The sequence below is a fragment of the Shewanella eurypsychrophilus genome (genome assembly GCF_007004545.3).
In the GTDB taxonomy this organism is placed as follows: domain Bacteria; phylum Pseudomonadota; class Gammaproteobacteria; order Enterobacterales; family Shewanellaceae; genus Shewanella; species Shewanella eurypsychrophilus.
Window position 1 is genome coordinate 5,246,048 of sequence record NZ_CP045503.2, and the last position, 17,294, is coordinate 5,263,341.

Genomic DNA, 17,294 nt, shown 5'->3' on the forward strand with positions numbered 1-17,294 from the left:
ACATTAGCTTAAGCTAAATCAACAAACAAAAATAATAGGCGAAATAAACACCGAAATCAATTTATTTAACATTAACGCTAAGTAATGTAAAAATAGTTTAACTGATGTTTTGTAATCGTTTTAAGTGATGACTTTAAGTGGTTGGCTTTGTAACTAGTTTTAACTGAATCACTCTAAAAAGTCACTCAGAGAAAGTGGCTAAGGATGCGGCTTTATTGATGGCACAACGAAAAGTGATTAATGCTCAGGTTAGGTCAAATACATAATGAAAAGCCAGCAGCTGTTCGCTACTGGCTTTTACATTAAAATCATCAGCTTAATTTATAATAAGCAAATTACACTTTAGCAGCTGCTTCATCTTCACGCTTCTTGATAAAGTATTCACGTGTCAGGCTAAATACCACAGGGCTTAGCAAGGCTAAAGCAATCAAGTTAGGTATCGCCATCATGGCATTAAGCGTATCGGCCAATAACCAGATGAAATCCAGCGAACTGATCGCCCCTAACGGCACCACTAAGATCCACAAGATTCTAAATGGCTTCACCGCTTTCACGCCAAAGAGATACTGGACACATTTCTCGCTGTAAACGCTCCAACCTAAGATGGTCGTGAAGGCGAAAACGGACAGGGCGATTGCCACTACATAGTTACCCATGGGCAACGCCGTTGAGAAAGCCAAGGACGTCAATGCCGCGCCATTCTCACCCGAAGTCCAGGCACCCGATACTATGATTGCCAGACCTGTTATAGAACAGACGATCAAAGTATCGATAAAGGTACCCAACATAGCTACTAAACCCTGTGCAACTGGGTTATTGGTCTGAGCAGATGCATGAGCAATCGGTGCACTACCTAGGCCAGCCTCATTGGAGAAAATACCTCGCGCCACACCGAAACGAATTGCAGCCCATACCGCTGCACCGGCGAAGCCGCCTTGAGCCGCCACAGGGTTAAACGCACTGTGAATAATTAAGGCAATAGCATCCGGGATCTCAGCAGCATTAACCGCAAGTACAGCCAGACCAGCAGCGATATAGAACAAGGTCATCAGAGGTACCAGCTTACCCGCCACATCAGCGATTCGCTTAATACCGCCCATCAGCACAGCGCCTACCAGCACCATAAGTACTAGACCAGTCACCCAAGTCGGTACACCAAAGTTACTGCTTAAGGCGTCGGCTACTGAGTTTGACTGGACCGTATTACCAATACCGAAACCAGCAAAAGAGCCAAACAGAGCAAACGCGGTACCTAACCAGGCCCACTTGCTACTCAGACCATTCTTGATGTAGTACATAGGGCCGCCAATGTGATTACCATTGGCATCGACTTCACGGTATTTCACCGCAAGTACTGCCTCGGCAAACTTGGTCGCCATACCAACAAGCGCCGTACACCACATCCAGAACAACGCACCCGGACCACCGATAAAGATAGCCGTAGCCACACCGGCAATATTACCCGTACCAATCGTCGCCGACAGCGAGGTCATCAGGGCATTAAAGGGGCTGATCTCCCCTTTCATTGTCTTATCTTTATCCGGGATCCGACCAGACCAGAGTAGTTTAAAGCCAGTACCTAGTTTAAGAATTGGCATCAGTTTCAAACCAACAGAGAGAAACAGTCCAACACCTAAAATCATCACTAGCATGGGGACACCCCATACAAAGCCATTGATCATACTGACAAATTCAGTAATTCCTTCCATTCAAACCTCTTCAATACTTGCTGATTATTTTTATATTTCCTGTGATCTAATGCCCAGGATATTTTTTGATTGCAACCCAGAGTACAACGAATAGTCAGGTTTTGGGAAGGGTGGAAGATAAAACTGATCGTGAATAGTTTTACGCATGCAAAACGGTAACTTGACTAATTATCTTGAGAAAATTAGCAGCTCTCTCTAGTTGGGGGCTGAACTTGTCGGATAACAAGTTTGATTCAAATCTCTTTTTGGCGTTTCATTTGGCGGGGTTGAGATGAACTTGCCGGATAACAAGTTTGATTCAAATCTCTTTTTGAAGTTTCATTTGACGCTTCATTTGGCGGGATTGGTATTTGTAGGGTTAATGCAAACCATAGCTTCAATGGTGTTTATTGCTTGCAGCAGGCTTTATGCAGATACTTCTGTAGAACGCTGCGAGTACGTCCCTGTAAGCTCGACGGTGGCATCCATGCCACCAACGTCCACAACCGCATCTACACCGGATTAATTTTCTCTTCGATTTATGTTCATAGGATAAAACATCAAGGCTTTAGTTGAATAGAGTCAGAACACTGCTCTAACTCATGTGAGTTTTGGGATATGGATGCATAAATTGATAAAGTATCAGAACCAAATTGGAAAAATCTAGGTCATTTAGAGAGATCTGATGCAAGTAAAAAATAACCATTAAGCTTCAATCTCCAACAACCCATCAAATACCAAAGGCACTGGATTCCCGCCCAAAAGCATTGCGGGAATGACTAGCAGTAAAGCTAAATCGAATAGAGAGCCTTCTTGTAAACTACCAGTGTAGATACTGCTGTGAGCTTCCAAAACAGGGATGTTTTGGTAGAGCCTCCATGGAGGGATTCACGGCGTCTCACAGAAGTACCTACATATAAGTCGCAGCAAGCGATAAGTAACGATGAAGGTTCGACTTCCAATAATCAACCAAATATCGACTCAGCCGAAAGCTAAATAAAAATGTAATCCAGCCTTCATTCTAAGGCGACTCTCTCACTATGACTGTTAATTATACCGACTGTATGATAGGCGACAGGTTAAGCTATTATTTTAATGCTTATCAATATGTTACAAATAGTAACCTCAGCCTTTCTTCTTGGATAAATATTAATTTACAGGTTAATGTGAGCTGAGTTTACGAATAATTGTTGATTTTTAAAGAAGCTATTGAAGAAGAAATTAAGAGGGAGTTATAGAGTGAGTTATGGAGGAAATAATGGAGATGATTAGTCCGGTTGAGTGGCTTGGTTATATTGCATCGGCGTTTATTGCGGTCTCATTTATGATGAAAGATATTATGCGACTACGCTTGCTAAACTTCACTGGCTGCAGCTTATTCGTTATCTATGGTAACTATATTTCTGCGTGGCCAGTGGCAGGCATGAACGCCTTCGTAGCCTGCATCAATCTTTACCACATTATAAAAATATACCGAGAACGCTCAAACGCTTTAACAGTAGCAAAATAGTGACCACGATAGGTGCTGATGGCAGCCTGCGTCTTCATTTAACAAATTAAATATCAAGGAAGATTATATGAGCTCAACAAAAAATAAAGAAACAAACAAAGCCCTATATCTATTCATCGCCGGCAGCATATTAGGCGCAAGCCTCGTTTTCGCAATATTATTCTACTAGCAGTAAAGCCAAACAATCTGCTGCAGATACGGCTTCAAGCTTCCAAAAGCATGGCCATTCTATGACATCCATGTCACCACGGTATTTGTGCATCCCTGCAGGCACCCTCTACAAGCGATAGATAACCATGAAGTTTCGATCTTCAACAACCCATCAAATACCAAAGGCAGTGGATTCCCGCCCAGAAGCATTGCGGGAATGACAACCTGTGGAGACGCTACCCACAATTTAAGAAGCTAAATCGAATAGAGAGCCTTCTTGTAAACAACCAGTGTAGATGAGGCTGTGAGCTTCCAAAACATGGCCATTCTATGACATCCATGTCACCACGGCATTTGTGAATCCCTGAATGGCACCCGCTGTAAGCGATAGGTAACCATAAAGTTTCGATCTTCAACACTCCATCAAATACCAAGGCAGTGGATTCCCGCACAGAAGCATTGCGGGAATGACAACCTGTGGAGACGCTACCCACAATTTAAAAAGCTAAATAGAATAGAGAGCCTTCTTGTAAACAACCAGTGTAGATGAGGCTGCGAGCTTCGACAGCATGGATGCTGTCGCAGAGACTACAGGGACTGTACTAGCGTCGACTCGCAGAAACATCTGCACATTAGCTCACCGCAGGTGATAGATAACCATAAAGGTATGACCTTCGAACACTTCCAAACATAAAACTAGACCTAGTGAACGAAGGTAAAAATGTAACCTAGCCTTCATTCCAAGGCGACTAATCCTTTGGTAGATAAATGCTAATTAATGCCGTCATCCCTAGCATAGCCGATGAGATCCACAAGCAGGCTTCCAGCCCTGCGACTTGATACACATAACCAGACAATACAGTGCCAATCAGACGCCCCATAGCATTGGCCATGTAGTAGAAGCCAACATCGAGTGATACGCCATCGTCACTGGCGTAATGGACGATCAAAAAACTGTGCAATGAAGAGTTAACCGCGAATACAGCACCGAAAATCATCAGGCCTGTGAGTAAACTCAGTTGTGGGCTCAGATTAAAACTCAAGGCTAAAGCTATCAGTGCCGGAATAGCAGTCAGTGCGCAGACCCAGAATAGTGCTTGCCTTCCTCCTGGCGTTGAACCATCAGATCCCATCGTTAACCTCGGAGCTTGGGTTTGTACAAAACCATAAGCAATCACCCAGAGGGCAAGGAACCCGCCGACAGAGTAGTGATCCCAACCCAATTGGCTGCCAAGGTACAGTGGCAAGGCGACTACAAACCAGACGTCACGTGCGGCAAACAGGAACATACGCGCTGCCGACAATATATTAATACTGCGACTCTTGGAAAATATCTCGCTGAACTTGGGCTTGTTTTTGGCTTTACCAAGATCTCGCTTGAGCGTAAGTAGACTCAATACCCAGACTAAGGTTAGCGCTATGGCCATGATAGCAATGGCAATTTGGAAACCAACCACACTCAAGAGCGCGCCACCAAGAAAGAAGCCCGCTCCCTTAAGAGCATTTTTAGAGCCCGTAAGTTTTGCAATCCAACCATAAAGCTGTTGAGCGCCCTTGTCTTTATCGTCAGCCTTATCGGAAGTGACCAACATCTTGATTGAGCTCTTGGCACTCATCTTATTGAGATCTTTGGCGATCCCAGATATTCCCTGAGCAGCCATAACCCAGAATATAGTCAGCATAGAGCTCAGCACTAATAACATAGCCAGCGCGGCAACTTGTAAACCAAGACCGATATTCATGGTCTTGTTTAGCCCCAACCTAGCACCGAGATAACCACCTACTAAGTTAGTCACCACGCCAAAAATCTCATAGAACAGAAACAGCATGGCGATAGACAGTGGCGTATAACCCAGTTGATGAAAATGCAGCACCACCAGCATACGCAGCGCGCCATCGGTCAAGGTAAACGCCCAATAGTTACCTGTGACGATAAGATACTGTTTTACCTGCTCAGGCAGGGATTTGATACTGGTAAACATAAGTTCCTTAGTTTCGAGTTCCTAGGATCTAGATTCTAGGAACTTACAGCTTTCTTAGCCTTATCTTGAGCTTAGAACTTATAGCTTCTTATCTTTTATCTTGCAATCCAACCATTCTGGCCAATTCAGCGGTTCGGTTAGCATATCCCCACTCATTGTCATACCAGACATAAAGCTTCACTTGCGTACCATTAACCACCATGGTCGATGGTGCATCGATAATGCATGAACGTGGGTCGGTTTTGTAATCTACGGATACCAGAGGACGCTCTTCGAAACCTAAGATATCTTTGAGCTCTCCCGCTGCAGCCTCTTTGAGTAGGGCGTTGACTTCATCCTCTGTAGTGCCGCGCTCAAGCTCGAATACACAGTCTGTCAGCGAAGCGTTGGCCAAAGGAACGCGCACCGCATGGCCGTTAAGCTTGCCTTTAAGCTCTGGGAATATGTGGGTAATAGCGGTCGCTGAACCTGTCGTGGTAGGGATAAGACTCAAACCACAGGCTCGAGCACGACGTAGATCTTTATGGGGAGCATCAAGTATGGTCTGAGTATTGGTAATATCATGAATCGTGGTCATAGAGCCGTGCCTGATACCGATCTTTTCGTGCAACACTTTGACAACAGGGGCAAGGCAGTTTGTGGTACAAGAAGCTGCTGTCACTATGGGGTGGGTAGCTTTATTGTAGAGCTGATGGTTAACTCCCATCACTATATTGAGTACCCCCTCTTCTTTCACGGGTGCAGTCACTACGACACGCTTAACTCCTTGGTCGAGATAGGCTTGCAGCTTGGCTTTGGTCTTCATCACCCCAGACGCTTCGATAACCAGATCACAACCAGACCAGTCGGTATCAGCTATCGCCTTGTTTCGGCTAGTAGGAATGCGCTTATTGCCAATAATAATGTAGCCCATACTACTAACATCATCACTGCCAACATCTTCTCCCGTCGCTTCATGCTGCCAGCGACCATGGATAGAATCGAAGGTCAGTAGATGAGCTAAGGTCTTAGCATCTCCAGCTGGGTCGTTAATGTGCACAAATTCAACATCATCCCATTCCCAAGCAGCTCTTAATGCCAAGCGTCCCATGCGGCCAAACCCATTGATACCTATCTTAATACTCATGACTCAGTTCCTTGATTGCTTCTATTACTCATTCAGCTATTGCTAACTGGTTTATCTCTACTGAAAAACTCTTAAGCTAGATCCTAGATCCTAGATCCTAGATCCTAGAGCCTAGAGCCTTTCAAGCAAATATTATGCTTCGACCGCTTCATTACCCGTATCGGCTTCATATTTTCCTCGGCGACTATTCACAAAAGCAACCAGAGTCAGCATCACTGGCACCTCAACAAGTACACCGACCACAGTGGCAAGTGCCGCTCCAGAATGAAGACCAAATAGCGAGATAGCCACGGCGACAGCTAACTCGAAGAAGTTAGAGGTTGCTATCATGCAAGCCGGCGCCGCAATCTTATGAGCTAGCTTCAGCTTCTTAGCTAGATAGTAGGTCACAAAGAAGATGCCATAGGTCTGGATCATCAGAGGAATGGCAATGAGTAAGATATTTTGTGGCTCATTGATGATCGTCTGCGCCTGGAAACCAAAGAGTAATACGACGGTACCAAGCAGACCCAGCATAGACCATGGTTTTAGCTTGCTAACGAAGCGATCTAAAGATTGCTTATCACCGTCTGACTCAAGCTTTTTACGCGTCAATGCACCTGCAACTAAGGGCAAGACGACATAGAGAAACACCGAAGAGAGTAAGGTCTCCCAAGGCACCTCAATATCACTGACACCTAGCAGTAATGCACAGATAGGAGCGAACGCCACCACCATGATGAGGTCGTTTACCGATACTTGCACTAAGGTATAATTTGGATCGCCCTTAGTGAGCTGGCTCCAGACAAATACCATAGCAGTACAAGGCGCCACACCAAGCAAAATCATGCCAGCAATATACTCAGTGGCATTTTGCGGATCGACCCAGTCAACGAATAAAACCTTAAAGAATAACCATGCCAGCAACGCCATGGTAAACGGCTTAACCAACCAATTGATAACAAGTGTAAGTATCAGCCCCTGAGGACTTTTCTTAACATCTTTGATTGATGAAAAGTCTATCTGCACCATCATGGGATAGATCATCACCCAGATAAGCACAGCGATCACTAAATTCACATGGGCATATTCCAGTGATGCCACTAAGGCGAACACATCTGGAATGACATTTCCCAACATTAGGCCAGCAAGAATAGCTAACCCGACCCAAACACTGAGATAACGTTCAAATAGTCCCATCTCTACCCCCTCTTTATTCAATACTAGCTACAGCAAGCTTTCACACGCTCAGGGCGATCGCCCATCTTATGTAAGCTGGTGACTTTATGGGCAATAAGCCCTGTGTTATTTGCACTTAATTCTACCAGTGAGTTATTTATCCACTCAGGTAATACAGGGTTAACCCGATAAAACACCCACTGGCCCTGGCGCTTATCGACCAGTAAGCCAACTTTCCTCATTTGAGCTAAGTGCCGTGACACTTTAGGCTGGCTCTCATCTAATGCTTGCATCAACTCACAGACACATAGCTCCTTCTCTTCGATGATCAACAACAGACTCAGTAATCTGGTTTCATCGGATAGCAGTTTAAAAAATTCTAATGCAGTCATTTTTACTCCATTCAAGCTAGTCTTTGGCATATAAAATCTGGTTCCAATATCTGGAACACTCAGTAAAAAATAAGATATACGCCAAAACGAATATACGTCAAATAGTATATCTGTTTATCCATATATACAATAGATGATCCGACAAAAATGAACACTGCAGATAAAATTTATCCAAGTCTTTAGTCGGCAATGGCTTTATCGGTATACTCAACGCTCAGTTATCTAAGGAGAGAGTAACTTATGGGGTTACCGCGTCTTTGCATTTCAACCTTTTCGACACTTTCTTTGATACGTGCGCTACTGATTTCTTTAACGTTAGTGTTGAGCGGTTGCAGCCAGTTTAGGGATCTGGCGAAGGACGTCGAAAGCCTAAATCAGGACTACATTCAGTATGAAGTTCAGGTAGAGGGTAGGCTCGACAGTGATACCCTCATTTTAATCCTACTCGAAGATATTGATGCTAAGAACATTGATGGCTTTGATGTCATGCTTGGAGAAAGCGACATAACACTACAGGCCGTAACATCTAGCCAATACCTATTTATTTTTATAGACAAAAATAATGATCTAAGATTTCAAGTCGATGAAGAGTTTGAGCTTATTCACCTAACTGAAGCAGATAGCAACAACCGCCTTAGCATCACTCTCAATGCCACTGACTCAGATTACCCGCTAAACCTTGTCGATAAGCCGCTTAAAGAGATCACCAACTTAAGGATATCCCAAGCAAAATTTGGTGAAGTGACTGAGCTTACTGATAATAGATTTGATAAAGAGGGAGCCAAACTGGGAATGTGGCAACCCATCACTCACCTGCAACAGGGTAACTCAGGGCTATTCTTTTTAGCGCCCTATGATAAAAACAAAATTCCGGTCATTTTAGTTCACGGCATGGCGGGAACAGCCAGAGATTTTGAGCCACTGATTCGCGCCATTGACAAAGAGAGATACCAAGTATGGGTATTTAACTACCCAACGGGCCTACCCCTATTAATGGTGGCAAAGGGGCTGGATAATTTAATCAATATTATCAAAGCAAAACACCAATTTTCTCAAGCTCATCTACTTGCTCATAGCATGGGTGGATTAGTGTCTAAAGCCTACCTCAATATCTGTACTAAAACTGCCAGCTGCGCTGAAGTGATCAGTTTCACCTCAATTTCGAGTCCTTTTGGCGGTGTCGACTCAGCACAGAATGGAGTCGATTATGCACCTGTGGTTATGCCCTCTTGGCGAGATCTGGCCCCTAAAAGTGAGTTTATTGAAGATCTATTTATCAATTCGGAGACTATGCCGCCCCACCTGCTCAATTTTGGCTTTAAGATATCTGGTTTACTCAACCAGCAGAGCGGCGATGGGGTTATCAGCCTTTCGAGCCAATTGACCCTACAAGCCCAGCAAAGTGCCGAGAAGGTACGAGGTTATGATGAAGATCATGTGGGGATTTTAAGCAATGAGCAGCTACACAGAAGTATTGCAGAATTTTGGAAGGAGGCTGAACTAAGTCAATAGCACCTGTAACCTAGGAACTATTGACTAGCAACTCAGAAAAACCTAACTTCCTGCGATCTTCATATCACTGAGTAAGATACCACCTGTGCGGATCGATGATCTTAGATCGCGATCTTTACTCACCCCAACGATATTTTGATACATGTCTTTAAGGTTGCCCGCTATCGTGATCTCTTCCACTGGGTAAAGGATCACGCCATTTTCAACGTAAAAACCCGAAGCGCCACGAGAATAATCTCCCGTCACACCATTCACACCTTGGCCCATCACTTCTGTAACGATTAAACCTGTGCCCATCTCTTTAACGAGTTCATCAAACGTTTGTCCCGTATGTGAGAGTGTCCAGTTGTATATACCACCAGCATGACCGGTATTTTTAAGACCAAGCTTACGCGCAGAATAACTGGTTAGTAGGTAAGTTGAGAGCACGCCATTATCTATGATAGAACGATCTTGCGTGGCAACACCTTCACTGTCATAACTTGAGCTAGCCAGACCACCCACTAAACGTGGCTGTTCTTCAATACTAAACCAATCAGGAAAAATCTGTGTATCGATAGAATCCAGCAAGAAGCTAGATTTACGATATAAACTACCACCGCTTATCGCACCAACTAAATGGCCCATGAGTCCGGTTGCGATTTCGGGGGATAAAAGCACTGGCAGTTCAGTCGTAGCAATTTTCCGTGCGCCAAGACGACCTAAGGTTTTTTCTGACGCTTTTTTACCAACCTCTTCAGGTGAGAGTAATTGGTTAAATTTACGCGAAATCGTATAATCATAATCACGCTGCATATTGCCATCAAGCTCGCCAATAACTACACAGCTCAAACTATAACGAGAGCTAGAGTAACCATGGAGAAAGCCATGGCTATTACCATAAACCTTGATACCTGTATGAGCATTAGCGCTAGCACCATCAGAATTTTTAATGCGGCTATCCACATCTAAAGCAGCCTCTTCAGAACGTGCAGCTAGCTCTGTTAACTCAGCAGGTGAAACATCTTGAGGGTGGAACAAGCCTAAATCTGGAAAATCCTTCGCCATCAACTCCGCTTCAGCAAGTCCATTGTATGGGTCTGATGAGGTAAATTTAGCAATGCCATCGGCAGCTTTTACCGCTTCTCTGATCGCTTCAGGGCTTAAGTCAGAAGTCGACGAACTGCCCTTACTGCCATCACGAAAGAGAGTTATACCTAACGCACCATCTTTATTAAACTCAACAGTTTCAACCTCTTTCATTCTAGTTGAAACTGACAATCCTTGTTGTTTACTAATGGCAACTTCCGCACCGGATGCGCCGAGTTGCTTGGCATAATCGAGTGCCATAGATACGGCGTCTTTTAGTGAATCCAATTCGATGTCAATGCTAGGTGTCGTCACAAATCTACTCTTTTGTTATCAGGGATCTTATTAGCATAACAAACCCAATTCCCAAGTACATTAAATAACTCATCTAGTCGATAGGCGATTTTCCTGTGAAATGTTATTATTACTGTAATTTAGAATAGAGATTTTTATATATGAAAGTAGTTGGTGATTCAGAACACTTTAAACAGCCCCTCGACCATGATGAAAATTATATCAGCAGAGCCGATATAAAACGTGAAATAGCCATATACCAGGAACTAGGAATTAAAGTTGCTAGTCTTAGTAAGACTCAGATCGACAAGCTAAACCTTGATGAGCATCTGTATGACAACGTACTAAAGACCAAGACCATCAAGATCAATACCGAAGCTTACCGTCGTCATCTACAGTATCTTGGAAAATTGATGCGTTTTGAAGATATCGAAACACTTCAACTCGATATCAAAAATGTACTGAATCAAAACAGTAATGAGAGTGCTAAATTGAATGTCGCTGAAAAGCTAAAAGATCAGCTTCTTGTTGAAGGCGATACTGCAATTCAGACGTTAATCGAAAAATACCCAGAGCTTGATAGACAGAAACTTCGTCAATTTGTGCGTCAAACGAAAAAAGAGCTATCTAAAAAACCTGATGAAGCCTCTAAAACGGCTGTGGAACTCGTTAAATATTTACGTAGTGAAACATCTGAATAATATAGATAAAGCTATATATTTAACGATATAATTGCACCACCACATTTCGTTTTCGACTTTTTTGTTTCACAAGGATGTTGCTAATGCGACTGATAAAACTTGCTTCAACGGCTTTAGTATCACTACTTAGTTTGTCTCTACTCACGGGCTGTAATGGCTCATCGGACGATAGCGGCGACAATGGTGGCAATACTGGCGAGTACGCCCTCTCATTGAGTTATAAAACCGTTGTCGATGGCAAATGTGCCGAGGCAACCGATGAGCTAAGTTTTACCAGTAATGCGAGCATCTGTGCAGTAGCAAAACTAACTCAGGGCGGCAGTAATAGCAGTGGTGGGCTGGTCAGTTACAGCGCCACGCTGGGCACCTTATCTCCAACAACTAAGTTAACGAACTCGAGTGGTATTGCCGAAGTCATTCTGACGAATGCTGACGGCACATTAGGTGCTGGTACCCTGAGTGCTGAATTTGATACGGGTGCAGCTGAAAATAATATTTTATCTGTTAGCAAAAACTATGAATTTATCGATGGTGGCACCTCTCCTGGCGAGGAGACACCTAAGATCAGTGCTAGCATCATTAACGGTGCAGCCACAGTCACTCAGTTTAAAGTCGATGAAACTGTCCAGCTGCAAGCCCAGTTTTTAGATACTTCTAGCCTAGGTATCGCAAACCAGTTAGTGACCTTTACGGCCGGCAATGTCACCTTAACGCCAAATACCGCCCTAACCAATGGCCAAGGTATCGCCCAGGTAAATTATACTCCCAGCGAAACAGAACTTGGAGCTGCCAGCCTTAATGTCTCGTTAGACTACCAAGAACAAAACTTTCAAACAAACAGCTTATATGAAGTGTTATCTGCCGATGCGATTGGCGGTGAGGGAGTGCTAAAACTTGGCCACTTCGACAGCAACAATAACTTTGTTGAAGGGGAACTCGAAACCTCACTGACTCCAATTGACGGACAATATGTTATCAGTGCAGGTGGTAGCTTTGGTGTTACTGCAACCTTAATCAACCAAGCCGATGACGGCACAATTACTCGCGTACAGACACCTTCATCGATTAGCTTTAGTTCTGATTGTGTTGTGGGCAATAATGCCAGTCTCGATACCCCAGTGACCACGCTTTCAGGCCAGGCCAGCTCAACGTTCCAAAACACTAGCTGTAGTGGTAACAGTCAGCGTAACGACCAAATAGTAGCAACCACTCAATCAGGCAACCTAACGCTAACCGCAAGCCTTCCCTTCACGCTAGAAAGCCAAGCCTTGGCAAGTCTTAGCTTTGAATCGGCTGAACCTAAGGTTATCCGCATCAAAGGTGCTGGTGGTACAGGTAGTACTGAATCTTCATTGGTGACCTTTAAGGTCACTGGATCTGATGGACAACCCATAGCCCAGCAGGAGGTATCATTCTCTCTCGATACTTTAGTGGGGGGCTTAAGCTTCTCTAATGGCCTAGCGACAGATAGCAGCTTTACCAACTCAGTAGGTGTTGCCAGCGTTCGAGTAGAATCCGGTACTGTGCCAACCCCAGTACGCGTACTAGCCTCTGCAACCGATACCGATTCAGGTAAAGTGATCACTAGCCAGTCAGAACAGTTAACGGTCAACACTGGCCTGCCTCAGCAACTTGGTTTTAGTTTATCAACTTCAACCCTGAACCCAGAAGCAGGCAATGTTAATGGAATCACTGAGACCATTACCGCATATGCTTCAGATAGCTTTGGTAACCCTGCGCCCGACGACACTACCATCAATTTCACCGCGGAAGGTGGACAAATTGAAGCAAGTTGCCCGACTGTAAATGGGTCCTGTAGCGTCACTTGGACATCTGCAGATCCTCGCGTACCTGATCATAGAATCACTGTAATGGCCTATGCACTTGGCCATGAGACCTTCTTCGATACCAATGGTAATAATATTTTCGATAGCGAAGACGGAGCGGCAGTCGACGCCTGTTTAGCTGGAGATATTCTTGTTGCCTGTAGCGGTAACGGCATGGATACCGAAATATACGGGCCTAATGGCTTTAGTGACCTACCGGATGCCTTTCGAGATGACAATGAAAATGGCATCTATGATGAAGGGGAAAAGTTCTTCAGCACCATAGCTAGCACCGAGCACGGTGACCGAGACACGCTCTTTAACGGTCCTCAGTGTGAAGGAAGCTTATGTGGAACAGGGCAGAGCAATAAAACTTATATCCGTAAAGCTTTGATAATGACCATGTCAGGTTCAAACTCTCGTTTTACTGTTCTACAAGATAATCAAGAAATTTATAGCTCAGAAAATGGTTTAGGGACTGGAATTCCAATTCCTGCTGATGGAAGCTCAACGTTTATTGTTCGCTTCTATGATAGTGCAAATCAAATAATGCCAGCAGGCAGCACTGTAGCCATTTCAGCAACAGATGGTAATTTGGCCTTTGATGGATATAGCGTCCCTAATGCTAACTCCCACGGAGGCACAGGTACTAGTTTTGGCTTGTCCCATGGAGGAACAGCTGCAATAAGCCAAGTGTCTATCAGCTTAACGACACCGAGTGGCGTCATTACAACATTACTCCTAGGTGTACCACTCAGTTAGTAAGAGATAAAATATTAGTTAACAATCAAAAGCCCATTTAGCTCCACGTTAAATGGGCTTTGTTATACTTTCAGGCTATGTGAACCAAGCGAAACTAGCGATATACTCTACCCGCTGAATGTTAGACAAGGCTGTCTACACTTAAACCGCATCTAAAGGAATTTTCAATGCGTATTAAAACCCTAACAACCACCCTTATTCTTACTGCTTTTTTAACCGCGTGTGCGGCTAAGCCTCCTATCATTGCCCAAGAAAAAACCGTTACTGTATCTGGCCAAACGCTAAAGTTTGGTGGTAAATTCGATGTGGAGAAAAAGAAGCTAGAGCTAACCGTCAATGGCGATGCATTGATGAAAGGAAAATTCCCTCCATACACGCCAACACAGAACTTTAAAGCCAATTATAAAGAGCTAAAAATAGCGAGTAGCTGCTACTTCGGCTCAGTGCTAGGTGATCAAGGTGGAGCCTTTGGGGTGATTGCTGGGGCAATTCAAGCCAGTAAATCTAGCTCAGGTGATAAGTGCGAACTGTTTGTCGATGGTGAGAGCGTAGAAACACTCTACTTTTAATCTCGGCTATTCCATCTAAATCTAGCCTAAGAAAAGCCCGCTAACGGCAAAGTTAGCGGCTTAATAAACAAGATGCAGCAGTCTAACGTTCAGCCGTTATTCAATTCTTACTCAACTCATTTTCAACTCTTATTCAACCACCACACAGCTCTTTATGCATCTCTTACGCAAGCCTTACGCAACTCATATACAAGTCACTCTAATAAGGTATTGCTAAGTCAGCACTAGGGCATCACTAGCTTTGGCTTGCAGAACTCTGCTGTAATCTCTTAGATACACCGTAGACAGCCAGTAAACTAAATACGCCAAACAAACCCCATAGCTGTAACCACTTAGGTAAAACACTCGACCAAGCAGCGCCCATCTGATTAAGCTCTATCATGCCCATGATGGCAGGCACTGCAGGGATCAGCTGAGATACCCAGATTAATGGCTCTGGGATCAGCGCTAGAGGCCAAACAAATCCCGATACAAACATGATCGGCATCGATACTAGCAACAACACTTGCGTTGGCAGGTCTCGCCTAATAAACAAGGTACTCATTGCGATACCTGCGGCGCTGGTTGCCAGTAAAAATGGCAACATCCATAGCGCAACTAAGCCTAGGCTGGCTTGCACGCTAACCTGATACCAATAAAAGCAAAATCCCACATAAAAACTACTAAAGAACAGGTAGATCAGCATAAATGCCGAAATGCGCCCACAAACAATCTTCAATGGAGAGATATTTTGCCAATAGCCCTTTCTGCGCCACTGACCGGCACCTAAAATCCCAGTGCCTATCAATAAGGTTTGATGCAATATCAGCAAGAAAAGTCCAGGCACCACATAAGGCGTATAGCCAAGACTTGGGTTAAATGCGGGTATACTGTTTATCTTCACCGCATTAAGGCTCAGTGCGGCCTTTTTCGGGGCCTCTCCTTTGGCAAGCATACCAATCAACTGTACTTGTTTACCCGCATCCATTCCCGCCGACACTAAGCCTTCGGCTACTGCCGAATAGATAAGAAAATAGCTGGCATCACCGCCGTAGCTCAGGGTGACCCCTTTGCCCAATAACAGATCTCGCCTAAAGCCTTCAGGGATCACTAACAGCCCATGAGCACGACCCGACTCGATCCAGCTTTGCGCCTGAGTAATACTGGTAACCTGACCTATCACATCGATCTTGGCGCTGGCGTCGGCGTGGCGGATCAAGCGGCGACTCAGTGAAGAATGATCCAGATCGACCACCACCAACTGTTGCTCGGTAGGCACTTGATGCAGATAAGGCAAAGGATATAAAACCGAATAAAACAGCACGCCACCAAACAGGGTCACAGCAATGGCTTTATCAGCGACAATCGCTTTTAACTCAGTCAGTATCAACTGCCAAAACGTCATTTCAGTCGTCCTGCTCATGAACGCTCCTCATTACTTGTCGAGGCAAGCTCAAAGCGCCGAGCGAGTAATATAAGCAGAGGTATGATAAGCAAAAATCCCCAATAGCTAGTCAATTGGCCGGCAACCGTCTCCCAGCCAGAACCATAACTGATCACACTGACATGAGAGTCTATATAGTGACTCGATGGCATGATCAATCGCCACCATTGGGCGAGCATGGGCATTTCATGCACCGGAAATGTGATCCCCATAAACGCAAATGCGGGTGCAAACAATGCTGTTCCGAAACTAACCATTCGCGCACTATCGCGCATAATAAAAAACACTAATAATACCAATAGCCATACCGCGAGTAACATCACTACTTGGGCCAATACCAGTAATGCCAGACTTCCCGCTGCGGGTAGAGCTAAATACTGATATAGAAACGTGAGAATAAAGCCGCCTTGGAGTAACAAAAGCGGGGTATATACGGCAACCTTGGCGATAACCCTCAACCACACGCCTTCTCCAGGTATTAATAGGCCTTCAGGGGTTAACTCACGACTCAAACCGTTAGCGAAGGTCAGCATAGCTAGCAACTGCCACAGCGCCACCAACACTGGCGGTACCAGAAAGCCCACATAATTATTATTGCGATTAAACAGGGCGGTTGTCTGACTGGTTACTGGACTCAAATTCACCGCAACCTGAGACTTAGGCACACCTTGAAGCAGTTGTTTAACCCCTGCGACTTCGAGTAACCCCGCCCCTAAAGTCAGTTGGATCTGACTCGACAATAGCTTACCCACCAGTAAGAACTGGCTGTTATAGCGGATATCTATGGTAGGGCTACGGCCCGTGACTAAGTCGCGTTTAAGATCATAGGGCAGCACAATAATGGCGTAAACATCTGCTTGCTTCATCGCCGTCACGGCACTTGGCAAATTAGTAAAACTTTGCGGAGTTATAACTGGATTAGCCACAAGATTTCGGGTCAACATGCGGCTTAGCTGGCTATTATCCTGATCGACAACCGCCACAGGTAACTGTCTCGGTAACCCAGCACTAAATAGCCACCATAGACAGAGTATGCACAGTAAGGGGATATAACTGACTAAAGCCAGTTGCCAAGGCGAACGCCACAGAGCATCGAGTTCACGGCGAATAATAGACGTTAAACGAGTCATAAT

The 17,294-nt window shown here is 44.6% G+C and carries 13 protein-coding genes; 5 read left to right on the forward strand and 8 right to left on the reverse strand.

The features are described from left to right. Positions 1 to 335 precede the first annotated feature (335 nt). Complete coding sequence (locus tag FM038_RS22470; RefSeq protein ID WP_142873755.1) at positions 336 to 1,709, reverse strand: alanine/glycine:cation symporter family protein; 1,374 nt, start codon at positions 1,707 to 1,709, stop codon at positions 336 to 338. A gap of 1,237 nt (positions 1,710 to 2,946) precedes the next feature. Between FM038_RS22470 and FM038_RS22475 the strand changes: the two genes are divergently transcribed. Then, positions 2,947 to 3,198, forward strand: coding sequence for a YgjV family protein (locus FM038_RS22475; protein WP_142873754.1), 252 nt, complete (start codon positions 2,947 to 2,949; stop codon positions 3,196 to 3,198). An 899-nt stretch (positions 3,199 to 4,097) separates the two neighbouring features. Here FM038_RS22475 and arsJ read toward each other — a convergent pair. From arsJ to FM038_RS22495, 4 genes are all read right to left on the reverse strand, one after another. Next, positions 4,098 to 5,330, reverse strand: coding sequence for an organoarsenical effux MFS transporter ArsJ (gene arsJ / locus FM038_RS22480; RefSeq protein WP_142873753.1), 1,233 nt, complete (start codon positions 5,328 to 5,330; stop codon positions 4,098 to 4,100). Between the two features lie 88 nt (positions 5,331 to 5,418). Beyond that, positions 5,419 to 6,456: an ArsJ-associated glyceraldehyde-3-phosphate dehydrogenase gene (locus FM038_RS22485; RefSeq protein ID WP_142873752.1), complete on the reverse strand. Its 1,038-nt coding sequence runs from the start codon at positions 6,454 to 6,456 to the stop codon at positions 5,419 to 5,421. A gap of 132 nt (positions 6,457 to 6,588) precedes the next feature. Beyond that, positions 6,589 to 7,635: an ACR3 family arsenite efflux transporter gene (gene arsB, locus FM038_RS22490; protein WP_142873751.1), complete on the reverse strand. Its 1,047-nt coding sequence runs from the start codon at positions 7,633 to 7,635 to the stop codon at positions 6,589 to 6,591. Between the two features lie 23 nt (positions 7,636 to 7,658). Then, complete coding sequence (locus tag FM038_RS22495) at positions 7,659 to 8,006, reverse strand: metalloregulator ArsR/SmtB family transcription factor (RefSeq protein WP_142873750.1); 348 nt, start codon at positions 8,004 to 8,006, stop codon at positions 7,659 to 7,661. Positions 8,007 to 8,246: 240 nt separating this feature from the next. Here FM038_RS22495 and FM038_RS22500 point away from each other — a divergent pair, with 240 nt between their 5' ends. Continuing rightward, positions 8,247 to 9,518, forward strand: a complete 1,272-nt coding sequence (locus FM038_RS22500; protein ID WP_142873749.1) for an alpha/beta fold hydrolase — start codon at positions 8,247 to 8,249, stop codon at positions 9,516 to 9,518. 42 nt (positions 9,519 to 9,560) lie between these two features. On the opposite strand, the gene pmbA is transcribed toward FM038_RS22500, so the two are convergent. Further along, entirely contained in the window at positions 9,561 to 10,901 is a 1,341-nt protein-coding gene (gene pmbA / locus FM038_RS22505) for a metalloprotease PmbA (protein WP_142873748.1), read from the reverse strand. A 140-nt stretch (positions 10,902 to 11,041) separates the two neighbouring features. Here pmbA and yjgA point away from each other — a divergent pair, with 140 nt between their 5' ends. From yjgA to FM038_RS22520, 3 genes are all read left to right on the forward strand, one after another. Then, complete coding sequence (gene yjgA, locus FM038_RS22510) at positions 11,042 to 11,581, forward strand: ribosome biogenesis factor YjgA (RefSeq protein ID WP_142873747.1); 540 nt, start codon at positions 11,042 to 11,044, stop codon at positions 11,579 to 11,581. 83 nt (positions 11,582 to 11,664) lie between these two features. After that, positions 11,665 to 14,169, forward strand: coding sequence for an Ig-like domain-containing protein (locus FM038_RS22515; protein ID WP_142873746.1), 2,505 nt, complete (start codon positions 11,665 to 11,667; stop codon positions 14,167 to 14,169). Positions 14,170 to 14,336: 167 nt separating this feature from the next. Beyond that, on the forward strand, positions 14,337 to 14,738 hold the full coding sequence (locus FM038_RS22520) for a hypothetical protein (RefSeq protein ID WP_142873745.1): 402 nt from the start codon (positions 14,337 to 14,339) through the stop codon (positions 14,736 to 14,738). A gap of 235 nt (positions 14,739 to 14,973) precedes the next feature. On the opposite strand, the gene FM038_RS22525 is transcribed toward FM038_RS22520, so the two are convergent. Beyond that, positions 14,974 to 16,122 (reverse strand): ABC transporter permease, encoded by a 1,149-nt coding sequence (locus FM038_RS22525; protein ID WP_142873991.1) that lies wholly within the window; start codon positions 16,120 to 16,122, stop codon positions 14,974 to 14,976. A 14-nt stretch (positions 16,123 to 16,136) separates the two neighbouring features. After that, entirely contained in the window at positions 16,137 to 17,291 is a 1,155-nt protein-coding gene (locus FM038_RS22530; RefSeq protein ID WP_142873744.1) for an ABC transporter permease, read from the reverse strand. Positions 17,292 to 17,294 lie beyond the last annotated feature (3 nt).

Bases quoted from the DNA above. Each gene is read 5' to 3' on its own strand.
- FM038_RS22470 (WP_142873755.1), bottom strand. From the start codon at position 1,709: ATGGAAGGAATTACTGAATTTGTCAGTATGATCAATGGCTTTGTATGG.
- FM038_RS22475 (WP_142873754.1), top strand. From the start codon at position 2,947: ATGGAGATGATTAGTCCGGTTGAGTGGCTTGGTTATATTGCATCGGCG.
- arsJ (WP_142873753.1), bottom strand. From the start codon at position 5,330: ATGTTTACCAGTATCAAATCCCTGCCTGAGCAGGTAAAACAGTATCTT.
- FM038_RS22485 (WP_142873752.1), bottom strand. From the start codon at position 6,456: ATGAGTATTAAGATAGGTATCAATGGGTTTGGCCGCATGGGACGCTTG.
- arsB (WP_142873751.1), bottom strand. From the start codon at position 7,635: ATGGGACTATTTGAACGTTATCTCAGTGTTTGGGTCGGGTTAGCTATT.
- FM038_RS22495 (WP_142873750.1), bottom strand. From the start codon at position 8,006: ATGACTGCATTAGAATTTTTTAAACTGCTATCCGATGAAACCAGATTA.
- FM038_RS22500 (WP_142873749.1), top strand. From the start codon at position 8,247: ATGGGGTTACCGCGTCTTTGCATTTCAACCTTTTCGACACTTTCTTTG.
- yjgA (WP_142873747.1), top strand. From the start codon at position 11,042: ATGAAAGTAGTTGGTGATTCAGAACACTTTAAACAGCCCCTCGACCAT.
- FM038_RS22515 (WP_142873746.1), top strand. From the start codon at position 11,665: ATGCGACTGATAAAACTTGCTTCAACGGCTTTAGTATCACTACTTAGT.
- FM038_RS22520 (WP_142873745.1), top strand. From the start codon at position 14,337: ATGCGTATTAAAACCCTAACAACCACCCTTATTCTTACTGCTTTTTTA.
- FM038_RS22525 (WP_142873991.1), bottom strand. From the start codon at position 16,122: ATGACGTTTTGGCAGTTGATACTGACTGAGTTAAAAGCGATTGTCGCT.
- FM038_RS22530 (WP_142873744.1), bottom strand. From the start codon at position 17,291: ATGACTCGTTTAACGTCTATTATTCGCCGTGAACTCGATGCTCTGTGG.